Origin of the sequence: Allobosea sp. ASV33 (assembly GCF_016428755.1) — a bacterium.
Taxonomy (GTDB): domain Bacteria; phylum Pseudomonadota; class Alphaproteobacteria; order Rhizobiales; family Beijerinckiaceae; genus Allobosea.
Genome location: NZ_JAELTI010000039.1, coordinates 1 through 14,604, shown reverse-complemented (window position 1 = coordinate 14,604; position 14,604 = coordinate 1). Strand labels below are relative to the sequence as shown.

General features: G+C 66.1%; 15 protein-coding genes. 10 read left to right on the top strand and 5 right to left on the bottom strand.

Annotation, left to right across the window (positions count from 1 at the left end; genetic code table 11):
* Window positions 1–5 precede the first annotated feature (5 nt).
* The gene (locus JHD80_RS13445) at window positions 6–3,605 is read right to left on the bottom strand and encodes a hydantoinase B/oxoprolinase family protein (RefSeq protein ID WP_199088028.1); all 3,600 of its coding nucleotides are present in this window, start codon (window positions 3,603–3,605) and stop codon (window positions 6–8) included.
* Window positions 3,606–3,827: 222 nt separating this feature from the next.
* Between JHD80_RS13445 and JHD80_RS13440 the strand changes: the two genes are divergently transcribed.
* From JHD80_RS13440 to JHD80_RS13425, 4 genes are all read left to right on the top strand, one after another.
* Window positions 3,828–4,376, top strand: a complete 549-nt coding sequence (locus JHD80_RS13440) for a TRAP transporter small permease (protein ID WP_199088019.1) — start codon at window positions 3,828–3,830, stop codon at window positions 4,374–4,376.
* A 2-nt stretch (window positions 4,377–4,378) separates the two neighbouring features.
* The gene (locus JHD80_RS13435; protein WP_199088017.1) at window positions 4,379–5,683 is read left to right on the top strand and encodes a TRAP transporter large permease; all 1,305 of its coding nucleotides are present in this window, start codon (window positions 4,379–4,381) and stop codon (window positions 5,681–5,683) included.
* 40 nt (window positions 5,684–5,723) lie between these two features.
* Window positions 5,724–6,713, top strand: coding sequence for a TRAP transporter substrate-binding protein (locus tag JHD80_RS13430; RefSeq protein WP_199088015.1), 990 nt, complete (start codon window positions 5,724–5,726; stop codon window positions 6,711–6,713).
* A 155-nt stretch (window positions 6,714–6,868) separates the two neighbouring features.
* Window positions 6,869–7,393 (top strand): winged helix DNA-binding protein, encoded by a 525-nt coding sequence (locus JHD80_RS13425; protein ID WP_199088013.1) that lies wholly within the window; start codon window positions 6,869–6,871, stop codon window positions 7,391–7,393.
* Between the two features lie 157 nt (window positions 7,394–7,550).
* Here JHD80_RS13425 and JHD80_RS13420 read toward each other — a convergent pair whose 3' ends face one another.
* Both JHD80_RS13420 and JHD80_RS13415 read right to left on the bottom strand, forming a co-directional pair.
* Window positions 7,551–8,105 (bottom strand): SRPBCC family protein, encoded by a 555-nt coding sequence (locus tag JHD80_RS13420; protein ID WP_199088011.1) that lies wholly within the window; start codon window positions 8,103–8,105, stop codon window positions 7,551–7,553.
* Window positions 8,102–8,425, bottom strand: a complete 324-nt coding sequence (locus JHD80_RS13415; protein WP_199088009.1) for a metalloregulator ArsR/SmtB family transcription factor — start codon at window positions 8,423–8,425, stop codon at window positions 8,102–8,104. Before JHD80_RS13415 ends, JHD80_RS13420 begins: the two co-directional genes overlap by 4 nt.
* Window positions 8,426–8,562: 137 nt before the next feature.
* Between JHD80_RS13415 and JHD80_RS13410 the strand changes: the two genes are divergently transcribed.
* Window positions 8,563–9,465: a DMT family transporter gene (locus JHD80_RS13410; RefSeq protein WP_199088007.1), complete on the top strand. Its 903-nt coding sequence runs from the start codon at window positions 8,563–8,565 to the stop codon at window positions 9,463–9,465.
* Window positions 9,466–9,474: 9 nt separating this feature from the next.
* Here the strand turns inward: JHD80_RS13410 and JHD80_RS13405 are convergent, their stop codons facing one another.
* On the bottom strand, window positions 9,475–10,110 hold the full coding sequence (locus tag JHD80_RS13405) for a pyridoxamine 5'-phosphate oxidase family protein (protein WP_199088005.1): 636 nt from the start codon (window positions 10,108–10,110) through the stop codon (window positions 9,475–9,477).
* A gap of 182 nt (window positions 10,111–10,292) precedes the next feature.
* Between JHD80_RS13405 and JHD80_RS13400 the strand changes: the two genes are divergently transcribed.
* The 4 genes from JHD80_RS13400 to JHD80_RS13385 all read left to right on the top strand — a co-directional run bounded on the left by JHD80_RS13400 (window position 10,293) and on the right by JHD80_RS13385 (window position 13,282).
* Window positions 10,293–10,751, top strand: a complete 459-nt coding sequence (locus tag JHD80_RS13400) for a hypothetical protein (RefSeq protein WP_199088003.1) — start codon at window positions 10,293–10,295, stop codon at window positions 10,749–10,751.
* Between the two features lie 19 nt (window positions 10,752–10,770).
* Window positions 10,771–11,433: a ribonuclease T2 family protein gene (locus JHD80_RS13395; RefSeq protein ID WP_465246523.1), complete on the top strand. Its 663-nt coding sequence runs from the start codon at window positions 10,771–10,773 to the stop codon at window positions 11,431–11,433.
* Window positions 11,434–11,789: 356 nt separating this feature from the next.
* Window positions 11,790–12,641 carry a 23S rRNA (adenine(2030)-N(6))-methyltransferase RlmJ gene (locus JHD80_RS13390; protein ID WP_199087999.1) on the top strand — a complete coding sequence of 284 codons (852 nt, stop codon included), beginning with the start codon at window positions 11,790–11,792 and terminating at the stop codon, window positions 12,639–12,641.
* Between the two features lie 38 nt (window positions 12,642–12,679).
* Window positions 12,680–13,282, top strand: coding sequence for a glutathione S-transferase (locus JHD80_RS13385; protein WP_199087997.1), 603 nt, complete (start codon window positions 12,680–12,682; stop codon window positions 13,280–13,282).
* Window positions 13,283–13,434: 152 nt separating this feature from the next.
* On the opposite strand, the gene JHD80_RS13380 is transcribed toward JHD80_RS13385, so the two are convergent.
* Entirely contained in the window at window positions 13,435–14,097 is a 663-nt protein-coding gene (locus tag JHD80_RS13380) for an outer membrane protein (RefSeq protein WP_199087995.1), read from the bottom strand.
* Window positions 14,098–14,471: 374 nt separating this feature from the next.
* Here JHD80_RS13380 and JHD80_RS13375 point away from each other — a divergent pair.
* The coding region (locus JHD80_RS13375; protein WP_199087993.1) for a glycosyltransferase at window positions 14,472–14,604 on the top strand (133 nt) is incomplete at its 3' end.

The following is a 14,604-nucleotide window of genomic DNA, read 5'->3' as shown; positions in this document are numbered from 1 at the left end:
GGGTTTCAGCCCTTCGCCTTGCCGTATCCGCCGGCCGTCGGCGTGATCACCGTCACTGCCTCGCCAGCCTGGAGCAGGGTCTGGTCGGAGGGCTTCAGCTCTTCGACCGCGCCGGAGAGCCGTCGGACCAGCGTCCTGCCGAGTTCGCCGGCCTCGCCGCCGTCGACGCCGAAGGGCCGTACCCGCCGATGCGAGGCCAGGATCGCGCAATCCATCGTCTCGCGGAAGCGGATCGTGCGCGAAGTGCCGTCGCCCGCCGTCCATTCGCCCTTGCCGCCCGAGCCCTTCCGGATGTGGAAATCCTCCAGCACGACCGGGAAGCGCGTCTCCAGGATCTCAGGATCGGTCAGGCGCGAATTGGTCATGTGGACATGCACGCCCGACGTGCCGTCGAAGCCGGGGCCGGCCGGCGAGCCCGAGCAGATCGTCTCGTAATACTGATACTGGTCGTTGCCGAAGGTCAGGTTGTTCATCGTGCCCTGCGAGCAGGACATCGCCTTGAGCGCGCCAAACAGCGTGTTCGTCACCGCCTGCGAAACCTCGACATTGCCCGCCACCACCGCGGCGGGATAGCGCGGCGCCAGCATCGAGCCCTCCGGCACCACGATCCTGATCGGACGCAGGCAACCGGCATTCATCGGGATCGCATCGTCGACCATGACGCGGAAGACATAGAGCACGGCGGCGCGCGTCACCGGCGCCGGCGCGTTGAAATTGTCCGGGCGCTGCTCGGAGGTGCCGGTGAAATCGACCGTCGCCTCGCGCTTCTCGCGATCGATGGTGATCTTCACCTTGATCGCGCAGCCCTGATCCATCGGATAGGTGAACTCGGAATCGTGCAGCTTCGTCAGAAGCCGCGCCACGCTCTCGGCCGCATTGTCCTGGACATGACCCATATAGGCCTGCACGACATCGAGGCCGAAGGAGCCGATCATCTTCTTCAGCTCGGCCACGCCCTTCTCGTTGGCGGCGATCTGCGCCTTGAGGTCGTTGACGTTCTGCACGACGTTGCGCACTGGGTAGCGCGCGCCGGTCAGCAATTTGACGAGGTCCTCCTCGCAGAAGCGGCCCTGATCGACGATCTTGAAATTGTCGATATAGACGCCCTCTTCCTCGATATTGGTCGCCAGCGGCGACATCGAGCCCGGCGCGGTGCCGCCGACATCGGCATGGTGGCCGCGGCTCGCCGCCCAGAACAGGATGTTCTTCTCTTCGGGATCGAAGACCGGCGTGCAGACGGTGATATCAGGCAGATGCGTGCCGCCGTTATAGGGAGCGTTCAGGCAATAGACGTCGCCCGGCTTGATCACCGGGTTGTTGGCGATCACCGTCTCGACCGACCGGTCCATCGAACCGAGATGCACCGGCATATGCGGGGCATTGGCGACGAGCGCGCCGGTCTGGTCGAAGACCGCGCAGGAGAAGTCGAGCCGCTCCTTGATGTTCACGGAATAGGCGGTGTTCTGCAGCGTCACGCCCATCTGCTCGGCGATCGACATGAACAGGTTGTTGAAGATCTCGAGCATCACCGGATCGGCCTTGGTGCCGATCGCCGCCTGCTGGACCAACGCCTTGACGCGAACCAGCACGAGATGGTCCTTGGCGGTGAGCTTGGCGCTCCAGCCCTCCTCGACGACGACGGTCTGGTTCGGCTCGATGATGATGGCGGGCCCGGCGACGCTCTGGCCGGGCTTGATCGCCTCGCGGCGGACGATCGCCGCATCGTGCCACTGCCCCTTGGCGAAGAAGCGCGTGCGCTCGGCGACAGCAGGCTCGCCCGCCTGCTCGGCCGCCGCAGCTTCCTCGAAACGGGCACCGCCGCCGACGGCCTCGACCTCGACGGCCTCGACGACCAGCGCCTTGGTCTCGTCCATGAAGCCGAAGCGCGCCTTGTGCGCGGTCTGGAAGGCCTCCTGCATCGCGGCGCGCGTGCCGGCCGGGACCGCGATCGCGGTATCGGTGCCGGCATAGCGGATATGGGCGCGGGTGTGGATCGCGATATCATCCTCCGCCACGCCCTGGCCCGCGACCTCCGCCCTGGTGTCCGCGGCTAGCTTCGCGGCCACAGCCTCGATCGCGGCCTTGGCCTCGCCGTCGAGCGCAACATCCAGCGCCGCCGTGCGCGTCGAGCGGATTTCGGCGAGCCCCATTCCATAGGCCGACAGCAGGCCGGAGAACGGATGCAGCAGCACCGTCTTGATGCCGAGCGCGTCGGCCACGAGGCAGGCATGCTGGCCGCCGGCGCCGCCGAAGGAATTCAGCGCATAGCGGGTGATGTCATAGCCGCGCTGCACCGAGATCTTCTTGATCGCCTCGGCCATGTTGGCCACCGCGATCTGGATGAAGCCGTCGGCAACCTCCTCAGGGCTGCGCCCGTCGCCGACCTCGGCCGCCAGCACCGCAAACTTGTTGCGGACGATGCCGACATCGAGCGGCTCGTCCTGCTTCGGCCCGAAGATCGCCGGGAAATAGGATGGGATCAGCTTGCCGACCATGACATTCGCGTCGGTCACCGCAAGCGGCCCGCCGCGGCGATAGGCCGCCGGGCCCGGATTGGCGCCGGCCGAATCCGGACCGACGCGGAAGCGTGCGCCGTCATAGTGGAGAATGGAGCCGCCCCCGGCCGCGACCGTGTGGATCAGCATCATCGGCGCGCGCATGCGCACCCCGGCCACCTCGGTCTCGAACGCCCGCTCGTATTCCCCGTCGAAATGCGCAACGTCGGTCGAGGTGCCGCCCATGTCGAAGCCGATCACCTTGTCGAACCCGGCCGAGCGACCGGTTTCGGCGAGGCCGACGACGCCGCCGGCCGGACCGGACAGGATCGCGTCCTTGCCCTGGAACAGCTCGGCCGCGGTCAATCCGCCCGAAGACATCATGAACATCAGGCGCGCGCCGGTGCGGGCGACGTCGAGCTCCTCGGAAACCTGCTGTACATAGCGGCTGAGGATGGGCGAGAGATAGGCATCGACCACGGCGGTGTCACCGCGCCCGACCAGCTTCACCAAGGGCGAGACCTCGTGGCTGACCGACACCTGCGGGAAGCCGATCGCGCGGGCGATCCGGGCCGCGACCTGCTCATGCGCCGTGTAGCGATAGCCATGCATGAAGACGATCGCGACCGCGCGGAAACCGGCATCGTATTGCGCCTGCAAGGCACTGCGGATCGCCGCCTCGTCGGGCGCGCGCTCCACCGTGCCGTCGGCCAGCACGCGCTCGTCGATCTCCTCGACCGCTTCGTACAATGCCTCGGGCAGGATGATCTGCTTGGCGAAGATGTCGGGCCGGGCCTGGTAGCCGATGCGCAGCGCGTCGCGGAACCCCTTGGTGGTGACCAGCAGCGTACGGTCGCCCTTGCGCTCCAGCAACGCGTTGGTGGCGACGGTGGTGCCCATGCGCACCTCGCCGATGGTCCCGGTCGGGATCGGCTCGCCCGCCTTCAGCCCGAGATGCTCGCGGATGCCCTGCACGGCCGCATCGCGATAGGCGCCCGGATTCTCGGAGAGCATCTTTTTGGCATGGAGATTGCCAGCCGGATCGCGGCCGATCACGTCGGTGAAGGTGCCGCCGCGATCGATCCAGAAATCCCAATGGGCCGCCGACATGAGACGCTCTCCCCTTCGTCAAGCCAGCCGTGATTTACGCTGACGTTTCATCGATAAATTGTCGATGAGTCGTTGACAAGACGATTCTGCCGGCTACGATCCCAAATGTGGCTGGAACATGGCTGAGGGGCCAGGCCGGCAGAAAGCGGAGGATGCGACGATGCGAGCAATCCTGGCAACCGGGCGCGCAGGCGCTCCCGTCGGATGGGAGCAGGCGCTCCCATGATCCGTCGCACACTCGATACGCTCTATCTGCTCGCGGGCTATCTCGCCGGCTTCTTCCTGGTCGCGATCTTCGTGTTGATGATGCTCCTGTCCATCGGGCGCGAGATCAATCTCAACGTTCCCTCCGGCGATGATTTTGCCGGCTGGTCGCTGGTCGCCATGGCTTTCCTCGGGCTCGCCCACACCTTCAAGCGTGGCGAGATGATCCGGGTCGGCCTGCTGCTCGAGCGCCTGCATGGCAGGGCGCGCCGCATCGCCGAACTGGTCTCGCTGACGATCGCGGCTGCGTTCCTCGCCTATTTCACCTGGCAGGCCGGCCGCCTCGCCTATGATTCCTGGCGCTTCTTCGACATGTCGACCGGCGTGATCTCGGTGCCGCTCTGGATACCGCAGCTCGGCATGGTGGCCGGCCTCGCGATCCTGCTGGTCGCGGTCGCCGAGGAATGGGTCATCGTCGCGCGCGGCGGCAAGCCGACCTACGAGCCCGAGCCGCCGACGACGACCGAAGAGCTGATCGAGCGCGTCGCGCAGGGCGGAGGCGTCTGACCATGAGCCTTCCCGTTCTCTCGATCGTCCTACTCGGCTTCCTCGTCCTCATCCTCGCCAGCGGTGTCTGGATCGCGGTGGGCCTCGGCCTCGTCGGCCTGCTCGCCATGATACTGGTCACGGACATTCCGATCGGCCAGGTCCTGGCGACCACGGTCTGGAGCGCCTCGGCCTCCTGGACGCTGGCTGCGCTGCCGCTCTTCATCTGGATGGGCGAGATCCTGTTCCGGACAAGGCTCTCGGCGCAGATGTTCCAGGGGCTCTCGCCCTGGCTGCAATGGCTGCCGGGTCGCCTGGTCCATACCAATATCGTCGGCTGCGGCATCTTCGCCGCCGTCTCCGGCTCCTCGGCCGCGACCTGCGCGACCATCGGCAAGATCGCCCTGCCCGAGCTGAAGAAGCGCGGCTACGACGAGGGCATCAGCATCGGCACGCTTGCCGGCTCAGGCACGCTCGGCCTGCTGATCCCGCCGTCCATCCCGATGGTGGTCTATGCGGTCACGGCCAATGTCTCGGTGCTGCAGGTCTTCCTCGGCGGCTTCCTGCCCGGCCTGCTCGTGATGGCGCTCTACATGGGCTACGTCATCGTCTGGTCCTGGCTGAACCCGAGCAAGGTCCCGCCGCGCGATCCGCCGATGTCCTTCATGGCCAAGGTGCGCCAGTCGGCCAATCTCGCGCCCTGCCTGCTGCTGATCGCGGCCGTCTTCCTCTCGCTCGTGCTCGGCTTCGCGACGGCGACCGAATGCGCCGCCTGGGGCGTCACCGGCGCGCTGGTGCTGGCCTGGTGGAGCGGCACGCTGACCTGGCAGACCTTCTACGAAAGCGTGATGAGCGCGACGCGGCTGACCTGCATGATCATGCTGATCCTGGCCGGCGCCGCCTTCTGCACGGCCGCCATGGCCTATACCGGCATCCCGGCCGCGCTGGCCGACTGGGTCAAGGGCCAGTCGCTCTCGCCGCACATGCTCGTGCTGGCGCTGACCTGCATGTACATCATCCTGGGCTGCCTGATCGACGGCATCTCGATGATCGTGCTGACGGCGGTGATCGTGCTGCCGATGGTCAAGGAAGCAGGCTTCGACCTCGTCTGGTTCGGCGTCTACCTCGTCATCCATGTCGAGATGGCGCAGATCACCCCGCCGGTCGGCTTCAACCTGTTCGTGCTGCAGAACATGAGCGGCAAGGACACGATGACGATTGCGAAGGCGGCATTTCCGTTCTTCCTTCTGCTGAACGTCGCCGTCATCATCATCACGACCTTCCCGCAGATCGTTCTCTATCTGCCGAAGCTCGCCTTCCCGGACTGATCTCCAGCCCAATCACCATAAGCAACAGAGAGGGAATGACATGATCAACCGCAGACACCTGACCGCCGCGGCCTTCGCCTTCGGGGTCGGCACGCTCGCCTTCGCCATCCCGGCCGCGGCGCAGACCAAATGGAACCTGCCCAACGCCTATCCCACGGACAATCCGCATACCGAGAACCTCGCCCTCTTCGCCAAGGACGTCGAGGCGGCGACCTCGGGCAAGCTCCTGATCACGGTCCATGCCAATGCCGCGCTCTTCAAGGCGCCGGAGATCAAGCGCGCCGTGGCCTCGGGCCAGGCCCAGATGGGCGAGATCCTGATGTCGATCCACGAGAACGAGGACCCGGTCTTCGGCATCGACGTCGTGCCGTTCCTGGCGACCTCCTTCGCCGATTCGCGCAAGCTCTATACGGCGTCCAAGGCGGCGATCGAGAAGAAGCTCGACGCCCAGGGCATCAAGCTCCTCTTCATGGTCCCCTGGGCGCCGCAAGGCGTCTACACCAAGAAGGACATCAACACCGTCGAGGACATGAAGGGCCTGAAATGGCGCGCCTATAATGTGGGCACCGCCCGCCTCGGCGAAATCCTCGGCATGCAGTCGGTCACGATCCAGGCGGCGGAGCTGCCGCAGGCGCTGGCGACTGGCGTCGTCAATTCCTTCATGTCCTCGGGCGGCACCGGCTACGATTCCAAGGTCTGGGAGTCGCTCGACCACTTCTATGACGTGCAGGCCTGGATCCCGAAGGATGCGACCTTCGTCAACAAGGCGGCCTTCAACGCCCTCGACAAGGCGACGCAGGATGCGATCCTCAAGGCCGCCGCCACCGCCGAGGAGCGCGGCTGGAAGATGTGGCAGGAGAAGGCCGGCTGGTATCTCGACCAGCTCAAGGCCAAGGGCATGAAGGTGCAGGCACCGTCGCCCGAGCTGTCCGCCGGCTTCAAGAAGGCGGGCGAGCAGCTCACCGCCGACTGGCTGAAGAAGGCCGGCGCCGAGGGGCAGGCCATCGTCGACGCCTATAAGAAGATGTAAGGCGGCATACCACACATCGACAGCAGTCATCCCGGGCGACCGGAGGGAGACCCGGGATCCATGCCGGAACGTTTCAGGCATGGCTTCCGGATCGGCGCCGCTCACGCGGCTTGTCCGGGATGACCTCGCATTATTAGTCAGGACGATCGAGCGCGATGACCTCTCCCTCCCCCGACGACCTCGGCCCGATCGTCTCCTCCGGCCATCTCGCCGCCGGGGCTCTCCCCGCGCTCTCGGAATTCGAGTTCGCGCTGAGCATGACGGTGCACGCCTTCCAGCGCTGGATCGTGCGCGGCATGGCGGCCGCCGGCATGCCCGATCTCTCGCCGCTCGACGTGCTCGTGCTGCACAACGTCAATCATCGCGGCAAGGCCAAGCGGCTCGCCGATATCTGCCTCGTCCTCAATATCGAGGACACGCATCTGGTGAACTATTCGCTGAAGAAGCTCGAACGCCTCAAGCTCCTGAAGGGCGGACGCAAGGGCAAGGAGAAGACCGTCGCGGTCACACCGGCCGGCGAGGAAACCTGCCGTCGCTATGCCCAGATCCGCGAGCAGCTCCTGGTCAAGTCGGTCCGCGCCACCGGCGCCGACCCGGCCCGCCTCTCCGAGATCGCCGCCGCGATGCGCTCGCTCTCCGGCCAGTACGACCAGGCGGCGCGGGCGGCGGCGAGCCTTTGAGACATACTGATTTTACGCGGAAACATATCGTCATCCCGGGCTTGACCCGGGATCCATCGTAGAGAGCCGGCTCTATAATGGATTCCGGATCGGCGCCGCTATCGCGGCTTGTCCGGAATGACGGAACCGTTTCCGCTATACATCCTCGACCTTCTGATCAGCCCTGCCCCGGCTCGGGCAGGTCCGCATAGCGCGCGGCATATTCCGTATCGAGCGCCTTGAACCGCGACCAGAATCCGCGCGGCTTGCTGCCGGCGAGCTGATCCTCCAGCAGGTCCAGATGCATGTGCCAGCCGCCGGAGACGCTGGCCATCTCCGCCTTGCTGGTCAGCTTGCGATGCGTCAGCACGAGCAGGACCTTCTCGCCCTTCGGCACGAGCTCGAACTCGACTTCGGATTCCGGCTCGCCGCCTCCGCCCCAGGTGAAGGCGATGATCCGTGGCGGCTCATAGCGCGTGATCGTCCCGGTGGAGCGCACGCCATTCTCATGCACCTCGCGATAGGCGTCCGGCGGCGTCTCGTCGGTGATCTCAGAATGCTTGAACAGCATCTCCGTCCGGCCCCCGACTCTCAGGTCGAAGACACCTGAGGCCAGCCATCGTCCGCGCTTCTCCGACTCGGCGAGATAAGACCAGACCCGTTCGATGGGACCGGGCAGCAAGCGCTCGAAGCGCACAGCGCCGCTTTCCAATACGACTCCATAAGCGTTCATCGGTTGTCTCCCTCGCCCGGTTCGGGCTTTGCGAGTTCCTGTTCGAGGATATCGAGATGCCGCCCCCAGAAGCGCCGGACCTTGCCGAGCCAGGCATCGAATGCCTCGAGCCCCGCGGGATCGAGCCGGTAGATGCGCTGCTGGCCCCGCACCTCGACGCTCACCAGCCCGGCCTCCCTGAGCACCTTGAGATGCTGCGAGATCGCGGGGGCGCTGGCGCTGAAACGGGCGCCGATTTCGCCTGCCGATAGCGATCGCTCGCCCAACATCTCGATGATGCTGCGGCGCGTGGGGTCGGCAAGGGCGGCGAAGCGATCCATGGCCAATAACTTCGTCATTCACTTAATTAAGTCAATACTTAATATCAAGGGATCATGCGGGCATGTGGCAATGCGGATTGCCACGCGCGACGGACTGGGCCAGTGGAAGCGCGCCTTTTGGAACCCTTTCGCCTGACATGACCAGCCGCAACGCCTCTCTCACCGGCATCGCCATGATGCTGATCGGCATCCTGCTGTTTTCGCTGAACGACGTGATGGGCAAATGGCTGGTCGCGACCTACACGGTCGGCCAGCTCCTGCTGATCCGTAGCCTGGCGGCGCTGGTCGTGATCCTGCCCTTCGTCGTCAAGCAGGGCGTCCACAGGACGTTGCGGCCGGAGCGGCCCGGCCTGCAGGCCCTGCGCGTGCTGTTCTCGTCGGGCGAGGTCGCGCTGTTCTATCTCGCCGTCACCTATCTGCCGCTCGCCGACGCGATGACGATCTGGCTCGCAGCCCCGGTCTGGGTCGTGATCCTCGCCGCACTGCTGCTCGGCGAGCGCATCGACGGCCGGCGCTGGCTCGCCATCGCGCTCGGCTTCGCCGGTGTCGCGGTCTCGCTCAATCCGAGCGGGGCCAGCTTCTCGATGCCCGCGCTGATCGCCCTGCTCGGCAGCTTCCTCTTCGCCGCGATGATGATCGCCGGGCGCCGCCTGCGCGGCACGCCTGACGTCACGCTGGTCGCCTGGCAGACGCTCGGCGCGCTCCTGATGGGGCTCGCGCTCCTGCCCTTCGGCTGGGTGACGCCGAGCCTGAAGGACACCGCCCTGCTGGCCCTGCTCGGCATCGTCGCGATGGGCGCGCATATCTGCGTCACCCGCTCGCTCAAGCTGGCGGAGGCCTCCGTCGTCGTGCCCTACCAGTACACGCTGATCGTCTGGGCGCTCGTCTTCGGCTGGTTCGTCTTCGGCGACTGGCCAACGCCGGCCATGCTCTGCGGCGCGGCACTGATCGTCACGGCCGGCCTCGTCCTGCTCGTCCTGGAGCGGCGTGCCGCCCCGGCACCATCGGTCCTCGAAGCCACGGGCGCCGGCGCGCCCTGATCGCCCGCCTCAGTAGAGGCGCAGGCGATAGGCTTCCTCGAGATTGCGATCGGCCTCGTCGCCGTCGACCGCCTTGGTCTGGTCGGCGATGATGCGGCCGAGCGTCGGAAAGGAATGGCGCGGCACTTGCGAGGCCGGGTCCCACAGCTTCGAGCGGATCAGCGCCTTGCCGCAATGGAAATAGGCTTCCTCGACCGCGACGATGAGGCCCGTCACCGGCGCGCGCTCCTGCATGATCGAAGGCGCCAGCAGGGCGGCATCACGCGTAGCGTGCGCCTTGCCGTTGACGCGCAGGGTCTCCGGGATGCCCGGCACCATGAAGACGAGCCCGACGCCCGGCGCCGACAGGATGTTGCCGAAGGAATCGACCCGGTTGTTGCCGCGCCGGTCGGGGATGAGCAGCGTCGTGTCGTCGAGCACGCGCACGAAGCCCGGCCCGTCGCCGCGCGGGCTTGCATCGGCATTGCCCTGCGCGTCGCAGCTCGCGAGCACGAGGAAGGGCGAGAGCGCGATGAAGTCGCGGCAGAACTGGTCGAGCCGGCGCAGCACCTTCCCGGCCGCCAGGGGCGAGACCGGGCCAATATGACCGCGCAGCGCCTCCCCATCCTCGATGCGCGCCGCCGGATCGTCGAAGCAGTCCGTCATGTCATGTCCCCGTTTTTCTCTGGACAATCTGTCCGATTGCCGTCCCGGGCGCCAGCGCGGGCAGCTCGTGCCGGCCAGCCTTCCTCCGCATGACGCCGTCCGGCCTATTGCCGCCTTGACCGGTGACCGGCGCATCGCCATCGTGCGCCTTATTTTCGCCCTCCCATACGAGGCCTGATTCGATGCGCCGCGCCCTGCTGCGAACCGCCCTTGTTTCCTTCGCCTGCCTGACGGCCTTTGCCGCCGGAGCCGCGAACGGCCGCTTCGTCCATCCGCTCGACCGGGCGGAGAACCGCACCTTCCCGATGGACGGCAACCTCCCCGGCTGCGACGACCCCGCGGTGCTCGGCAAAGTCACCAGCCATTTCAACTCGCGCGAGGATACCTATTGGGGGCCCCTTCAGGCCTTGTCCTATGATCGCATCGCGCAGATCGGCTATCGTAGCTGGGGCGCCGACTTCATCCCGCGGCGCTTCTGCAGCGGGCGCGTCCTGCTCAACGACGGCAAGTTCCGCCGCGTCGACTATTCCGTGCGCGAGTCGCTCGGGCTCTTCGGCATGACCTGGAACGTCAACTGGTGCGTGAGCGGTCTCGACCGCCAGCGTGCCTACGCGCCCGACTGCAAGATGGCACGCCCGTAAAGGGTAAGGCTCCACGATGATGAAAAGGCTGCTGGTCGCCGCCCTGTCGCTGTTCGGCTTCATCGGAGCGGGCCACGCGCAGGGTTTCGGCCAGCGCGGCGGCGCGCCCGGCGATTTCGACTTCTACGTCCTGGCGCTGTCCTGGTCTCCGGGCTTCTGCGAACTCGACGGCGACCGCGGGCGCAACCGCGAGCAATGCGGCGACGGGGCTGGCCTGCGCTTCGTCGTGCACGGCCTCTGGCCGCAGAACGAGCGCGGCTATCCCAGCGATTGCGGCCCGGCCGGCCGCACACCCTCGCGCATCGCGCTGGAACAGGCCGAAGGGGTGTTCCCCACCGAGAGCCTCGCCCGCTACGAGTGGCGCAAGCACGGCACCTGCTCGGGATCAAGCCCGAGCGATTATTTCCGCGACGTCCGCCGCGCCCGCGACAAGATCGCGATTCCCCCGCCGCTGGCCAAGGCCGAGCGCGACCAGACCTGGACCGCGATCGATCTCGAACGCGCCTTCACCGCCGCCAATCCTGGCCTGCGACCGGACATGATGTCGGTGGCCTGCAAGCGCGGCGTGCTGCAGGAAGTCCGCATCTGCCTGACCAAGGATCTCCGCGATTTCCGCACCTGCCAGCAGGTCGACCGGTCCGGCTGCCGCGCGCGGGACTTCACGGTCGTCGCGCCGCGCTGAGGCCTACCTTAGGGTATGCTGAGTTTTCTCGGAACCACGGCGTCATCCCGGGCTTGCCCCGGGCTCCATCGGAGGATTCGGGAGCTCTACGATGGATCCCGGAGCGGCGCTGCTTCGCAGCTTGTCCGGGATGACGCCGTGGTTTCGTGCGAAATCGGCAAGCTCTAAAATAACCAACCCTCATCCTGAGGAGCGCTGTAGGCGCGTCTCGAAGGATGTTCCAGAAGACTTCGGAACGATCTGGAGCATCCTTCGAGACGCAAGCTGCGCTTGCCCCTCAGGATGAGGGCTCGGATTCCCACGCGGCAAGACTTTGCCGCTTCCGGTCGGCGGCCGCTTCCTCTACCAACGGCGGCATGAACTATCGCCATGGCTTCCACGCCGGAAACTTCGCCGATGTGCTGAAGCATGTCGTGCTGACGCGCATCCTGCTGCATCTCAACGCCAAGCCGACACCCTATCGCATCGTCGACACCCATGCCGGCAGCGGCCGCTACGATCTCGATTCGGAAGAGGCTCTCAGGACGCATGAATGGAAGGATGGCGTCGCGCGCATCGACCGCTCGCCCCTCTCTCCCGCTGTCGAGGCCCTGCTCGCGCCCTATCGCGCCGCACTGGTAGGCGCCCGCGCGCTTTATGGCTCGGGCGCCTATCCCGGCTCGCCCTGGCTTTGCCGCCATGCGATGCGGCCGGATGATCGCCTGGTCGCCGCCGAGCTCCATCCCTCGACCTACAGGAAGCTCGCCGAATCGATCGGCAAGGACCAGCGTTGCAAGCCGCTCGCCATCGACGGCTGGACCGCGCTTCGGGCCAATGTCCCGCCGAAGGAGCGTCGCGGCCTCGTGCTGATCGACCCGCCTTTCGAGGACAAGGACGAGTTCGCGACGCTCGCCGCGCAGTTCATCGCAGCGCACCGCAAATGGCCGACCGGCATCTATGCGCTCTGGTATCCGATCAAGGGCAGCGCCGGCGTCCAATCCCTCATGGATGCGGTGCTCGAAGCCGGAATCGGCCGGCTCCTGCGCCTCGAGATCGATGTCGACCGGCCGGAAGCGGCCGGCGGCCTCAGCGCGACCGGCCTGCTGGTCGTCAACCCGCCCTGGCGGCTGGCCGAGGAAGCCGAAACCCTGCTGCCGGCATTGACCGAACGGCTCGCGCAGGGTCCCCGGCCGCGCTATCTCTGCGAGACGATCCGCCCCGACGGCTGATCGATCGCTCTCCGCTACCCGCATCAAGGATACCGTCGATGCTCGTCCTGCGCTCCTCCCCCGCCTCCCCGTTCGGCCGCAAGGTCAAGCTGGCGGCCCTCGAACTCGACTTGATGGACCGCATCGAGATCGTCGCCGCCGATACCACCGATCCCAGCGAGGTGCTGCGCCAGCAGAATCCGCTCGGCAAGATCCCGACACTGGTGCTGGAGGATGGCACGACGCTGTTCGATTCCCGCGTCATCCTCGATTATCTCGACCACATCTCCGGCGGAAAGCTGATTCCCGCCGGCGAGGCGCGCTTCGCCCAGTTGCGGCTGCAGGCCTTGGCCGACGGCATCTGCGATGCGGCGCTGCTCAAGGTCTATGAAGGCCGCTTCCGTCCGGAGGAAGGCCGCAACGCCAACTGGGTCGCGCATCAGGACGGCAAGGTCGCGCGCGGACTGGCAGCGCTCGAAGCCGCCCCGCCAGCGTTTACCGATCGCCCGCGCATCGGCGAGATCGCGCTCGCCTGCGCGCTCGGCTATCTCGACCTGCGTTTCGAGGGACAATGGCGGGCGGCCCATCCGAGGCTCGTCGCCTGGCTCGACGATTTCGCCGCCCGCGTTCCGGCTTTCGAAGAGACCCGCTTCAAGGGCTGATCGAACTCGTCCGCGCAGAAGCGGCGCTCCAACGAAAAAGCCGGCGACCCAGGTCGCCGGCTTTTTCGTGTCTACTTTTGTGATCTGACCCGGGCAAGAAAAAACCCGGTGGCCGAAGCCACCGGGTCCGTTCTGTCTCCGTGAGGAGAGGATCAGAACTTGTAGCTGAGGCGGGCGCGGACGACCGAGAAGTCGGTGCCGACCTTGGTGCCGGTGTTCAGGATGCGCTTGTCACCCAGGTCGACGTAGAGGTACTCGACGCCGGCGATGATGTTGTTGGTGACGGCATACTCGAGACCGCCGCCGAGAGCCCAGCCGCCGGTGTGGCTGTTATCCGACGAGACGGCGAAGACGCCCGGGAACGAGGTCTTCACGTTGCCGTAAGCCCAACCACCGGTGATGTAGGGCATGAACCGGTCGAAGGCGACGCCGACGCGGCCACGAACCGTGCCGAAGTAGTCGGTCTTGACGCGCAGGCCAGCGAAGGTGCTGCCCGTGGTCAGGTCAGCAGCCTGGATATCGGCTTCGAGACCGACAACGAACTGGCCCATCTGGTAGTTGTAGCCGATCTGGCCACCGCCGACGAAGCCGTCGAGATCACCGGTGTTGGTGATGGCGACGCCGCCGTTGGTGTTCACGTTGCCCCAGCCGTAGCCGGCGTTGCCACCGACGTAGAAGCCGGTCCAGGTGAACGCCGGCGGCATGTAGACGGGGGCGGCAACCGGGCCCTTGCGGGACGGGAGGTCGGCAGCGGAGGCGGCGCCAGCGGCGATGAGACCGAGCGCGGCAACGCTCGCAAGCAGATACTTCTTCATGACAAACTCCTTAGTCGTCGCTGTCGCCGGGAACCCGGCGGTTGATTTCGATGAACCCGTTATAAGACCGGGAGCCGGCTTTGTCTGTTGCATCGGAAGCACATCTGCCTTGCAGACCGCGGCAGAAATGCGGCACGAATGCGATAACTGGACGCAAATAGGTAAAACCAGGTTAACCAACCAGCGACTAGCCAGCATGGTAAATCGAATACTAACAGCATTTCGACCACCCGCCGGCTCAGGAGCATGGCTCGGCCTACAAACGCCGGAGCTTTCCCAAGGTTCCCGGGCCAAGTTCGGCTTTTTTGCGCCTGTCTTGCCGCTCCGGCCCACTCATGCTTAAGCCTTGAGGCAACAGGAACCGAAGTAGAACCGTGCTGCCTCTTTCGATTTTCATTATTGCCCAAAATGAGGCGGACCGGATCGGCCGGGCGATCGAGGCCGCGCGCGCGCTGAGCGACGATATCGTGGTCGTCGATTCCGGCTCGACCGACGGCACGCAGGCGC